Source organism: Chitinophaga sp. (assembly GCF_036569185.1).
GTDB lineage: Bacteria > Bacteroidota > Bacteroidia > Chitinophagales > Chitinophagaceae > Chitinophaga.
Window position 1 is genome coordinate 1 of record NZ_DATCRD010000290.1, and the last position, 3,933, is coordinate 3,933.

Here is a 3,933-nt window from a genome sequence, read left to right on the forward strand (position 1 = left end):
TTGTATAACAGCAGATCCGTAATTGACGAGCCGATAGCGGTATTTTTATATTTTATTATATTATTCTATGTGAATATGTATATACTGGTGCCAAAGCTGTTGTTCAGGAATAAAAATATTGCATACTGTTTGTCTGTGATGGGCATCATAGTGATAGTGGCTATCTGTGGTTATTTTGTCAACCCTTTCAATAAAGAAAACGGGCTGAATATTCCACTTTTTTCCTTCCTTACCTTGCTGCTGTTAGCAGCTTCTTCTTCCATAAAACTGTTTCAGAGGGGAATGGTCGATAAGCAATTGATCTACGAGCTGAAGCAGTCGAAAGCTTATGCAGAACTGGAACAGTTGAAAAACCAGATCAACCCGCATTTTTTATTTAATATGCTGAACAATGCCAATGTGCTGACGAAGAAAGATCCCGATAAGGCCTCGCAGGTTTTAATGAAGCTGAGCGATTTACTTCGTTACCAGCTTTATGACAGCGCAAGAGATAAGGTGTTACTGACTTCGGACATTCATTTCCTGGAAGATTTTTTAAATCTGGAGAAAATAAGGCGGGATAGCTTTGATTTCCTGATTTCAAAAGAGGGCGATCTGAGCGGTGTGCAAATTCCTCCTTTGCTGTTTATTTCGTTTGTGGAGAATGCAGTAAAGCATAATAATGATGCGGCAAAATCGTCTTATGTAAACCTGTATTTTGACGTGAGGAACAATGAGCTCTTCTTTAAATGCGTTAATTCCAAACCGGCGCTTAAATCTGTTAGCAATACGGGCGGATTGGGGTTGACGAATGTTAAGCGAAGACTGGAACTTTTGTTCCCGGCAGCACATACGTTGAATGTTGAGGATGACTCAGAAAGATATTCCGTAACTTTAACCATCAAGTTGTGAAGTGAGGAATTTATCCCGGTGTTGTAAAAGAAGAAATTCATTTCGGTATATAGTAAAGCGTATAGACTTATGAACTGTATTATTGTAGATGATGAACCATTGGCAAGAGAAGCCATAGAAATGCTGATTAATCAAACAGATGGTTTGGTTTTAGTAGGTTCGTTCAATAGTCCTGAAGCTGTAGCAGGTTTTATGGAAAAAAATACAGTTGAATTAATCTTTCTCGACATACAAATGCCGGGAATTAACGGGATTGAATTTGCGCGAACCATTCCGAAAGAAACATTTGTGATCTTTACAACCGCCTATTCTGAATTTGCTACCGACAGCTACGAAGTAGATGCGATCGACTACCTGATAAAACCCGTAAAACCAGAGCGTTTTAAGAAGGCTGTTGAAAAAGCCCATACCTACTCCAAGTTATTCAAGGCGGATTACACTAATAACAATATCGAGCAGGTAGCAGACGACTTTTTCTTTGTAAAAGCAGACCGGAGAATTTTTAAAGTCTATTTCAATAGCATACTGTTTATCCAGGGCCTGAAAGATTATGTGGTGATGCACAGCGAAAATCAGAAGGTTATTACGGCCATGAATATCAAAACTATCTACGATCAATTACCCAAAGATATGTTTGTGAGAGTGAGCAAATCCTATATTATCAATGTTAAGCATATTGGCTCTGTGGATAATAACACGGTATACATAGGAGCCAACGAAATCCCTATCGGCAGTATTTACAGGGATTCCTTTTTCAATGAATTTGTAACGAAAAAGATTGTGGGCAGATAAATTCAGGTGTTTGCAGGTTGGCCTGCGCTATTATTTTGAAAAAGGTGCTGACGGTGAGCTAATCCCCAGGCCCTGATTTCGGTGATTAGCTTTAGTAAGCTCAAACCGTGTTCGGTTAACTCATATTCCACCGTTACCAGCCGTGAGTTTATTACATTACGCCTGATTAATTTATTCTGTTCCAGTTCCTGTAATTCTTTGGAAAGCATTTTGGCCGCAATCCCTTCCACTTTCCGTCTCAGATCCATAAAGCGCATAGTGCCATACACCATCATGCAACCTATGATTTGAATCTTCCATTTGCCAGACAACAATACCATGGTGTCCCTGATCGCGATCAGCCCGGTTTTCCCGCACTCAATCAGATCTGAAGGTTGTTTAATTGTTTCCATCCCTCAAAGTTATTATTTTTTTACCTGGTTTCACGCCTGTAACCGGTTTCCTACATGAAACCCCGGACGATTTTATATCTGCCCTGCTCTAATTTTACCCACTTAAATACCAAAAATGTAAATCAATGATTTTAGTAACAGGAGCTACCGGGCATTTGGGTGGTTCGGTCATCCGGCATTTATTGAAAAGAGTACCTGCGGATCAGATCAGTGCCCTGGTTCGGGATGAAGCAAAAGCTATTAAGCTAAAGGAATATGGCATAGCTATCCGCGTAGGCGACTACCATCATCCGGCGTCTTTATCTGCCGCCTTCAGAAATGTAGATAAGATATTACTGGTCAGTACAAATGATTATAACGACCGGTTAAGCCAACACAAAAATGTGATCGATGCCGCAGCGGCAAATGGCGTTGGGCACCTGGTATATACTGGCGTTAGTATTAAGAATCCAACTGCCTCCGTTTTACACGGCCATATGAAAGACCACTTTCTGACGGAAGATTACCTGAAGGCAAGTGGTATGAATTATACATTTATGCGCCATAACCTATATGCCGAGATGATTCCATTCTACCTGGGAAACCAGGTGCTGGAGAAAGGTATCGTTTTTCCCGCTGGTGAGGGTCGTATACCGTTTGCTCTCCGTGATGAGATGGGGGAAGCTAATGCGAATATACTCACCAGCCGGGGCCATGAAAACAGGAGCTATAATATTGCCAATGAAACTGCCTGGTCTTTCCAGGACATGGCGGATATTTTATCCGCATTAGCCGGAAAGGAGGTTTCGTATACCAGCCTTGGGCACGAGGATTATATCGATTCTCTCAAGGCTGCCGGCTTACCGGAACTAAGGATCCGGGCAGCTTCCTTGTTTTCGGCGGCTATGCGTAATGGAGATTTTACGCTTCCGGGTAATGAGTTGGAAAGTTTGTTGGGCAGAAAACCTACCGGGTTGGATACGTATTTACAACGGGCGTATTTTGGTGGGTAACAGCAGGATAAAAATGGCGTTGCCATAATTAAAAACAGCGCCATGCATTAATCGCGTGGCGCTGTTTTTTAATTATGTAAAACCACTACCTGCTCCCCGAAATCCCCGCTAGTTTAGCTTTTACATTCTCCAGCCCCGGATTTAACTCCAGCGCCTTCCTGTAACAAATAGCCGCCTTTGAACGATCCCCTTTTTTCAGGTATCCATCGCCTAACTGGCTAAAGGCAGTAGGGGAGGCGGGATAGTTTTGGGTATTCATTTCAAGTAAACCTATTGCATTATCCATCGCTCCCTGCTGGGTTATTAAATACATGGCCAGGTTGTTAATATTTCCTTCTGAAGGTGTAATAACATATCCATACCGTTTGGACAGTTGCTGATAATGTTGTTTTACGACGGTGGGGGTCAATAATTTTGGATCCATATCCGGCAGATCCCATTGCGGGAAAATGAATCGTAAAGCGTCATAATAAGCCTTTATGGGTTCCGTCATATGCGAGTCCTCAGGATAGTGAACATATTTGTGTTCCAGGCCCGTTAACTTCTTTTGGTTTATTATAGTGTCAAATTTCAAAAGATCTGTATGAAAGCGGGATTTATCCGACATTCCTTCGTTGGCGTCACTGTAAAAGATCATTTTATTTTTAATCCGGTCATTTTTTAGCTGCTTATCAGCAAGGTCAAGCAAATATCCTCTATCCCACCAGAAAGATGGGCTTATGGCAATATAGGCGGCGAACATATCCGGCTGCGTTAGCAGGCAGTTGATCGTAGTGATACCGCCGAATGAATGCCCTGCAAAAATTTTAAACGGTTGTGTTTTGTAGTGGGCATCAATATAAGGTATCAGTTCCGTACCAATGAAC

At 41.8% G+C, this 3,933-nt stretch carries 5 protein-coding genes; 3 read left to right on the forward strand and 2 right to left on the reverse strand.

Features of this window, described 5'->3' with window-relative positions; genetic code table 11:
* A partial coding sequence (locus VIM72_RS22625) for a sensor histidine kinase (protein WP_332005091.1) occupies positions 1-891 on the forward strand: 891 nt, incomplete at its 5' end.
* Between the two features lie 69 nt (positions 892-960).
* Positions 961-1,683: a LytTR family DNA-binding domain-containing protein gene (locus tag VIM72_RS22630; RefSeq protein ID WP_332005092.1), complete on the forward strand. Its 723-nt coding sequence runs from the start codon at positions 961-963 to the stop codon at positions 1,681-1,683.
* A gap of 2 nt (positions 1,684-1,685) precedes the next feature.
* Here VIM72_RS22630 and VIM72_RS22635 read toward each other — a convergent pair whose 3' ends face one another.
* On the reverse strand, positions 1,686-2,075 hold the full coding sequence (locus VIM72_RS22635; protein WP_332005093.1) for a helix-turn-helix domain-containing protein: 390 nt from the start codon (positions 2,073-2,075) through the stop codon (positions 1,686-1,688).
* Between the two features lie 125 nt (positions 2,076-2,200).
* Between VIM72_RS22635 and VIM72_RS22640 the strand changes: the two genes are divergently transcribed.
* Positions 2,201-3,067 carry an SDR family oxidoreductase gene (locus tag VIM72_RS22640; RefSeq protein WP_332005094.1) on the forward strand — a complete coding sequence of 289 codons (867 nt, stop codon included), beginning with the start codon at positions 2,201-2,203 and terminating at the stop codon, positions 3,065-3,067.
* An 85-nt stretch (positions 3,068-3,152) separates the two neighbouring features.
* Here VIM72_RS22640 and VIM72_RS22645 read toward each other — a convergent pair whose 3' ends face one another.
* On the reverse strand, positions 3,153-3,929 hold the full coding sequence (locus tag VIM72_RS22645) for an alpha/beta hydrolase-fold protein (RefSeq protein WP_332005095.1): 777 nt from the start codon (positions 3,927-3,929) through the stop codon (positions 3,153-3,155).
* Positions 3,930-3,933 lie beyond the last annotated feature (4 nt).

What these genes read in the sequence shown, in the direction of transcription:
- VIM72_RS22640 (WP_332005094.1), top strand. Translation starts at nt 2,201, where the DNA reads ATGATTTTAGTAACAGGAGCTACCGGGCATTTGGGTGGTTCGGTCATC.
- VIM72_RS22630 (WP_332005092.1), top strand. Translation starts at nt 961, where the DNA reads ATGAACTGTATTATTGTAGATGATGAACCATTGGCAAGAGAAGCCATA.
- VIM72_RS22635 (WP_332005093.1), bottom strand. Translation starts at nt 2,075, where the DNA reads ATGGAAACAATTAAACAACCTTCAGATCTGATTGAGTGCGGGAAAACC.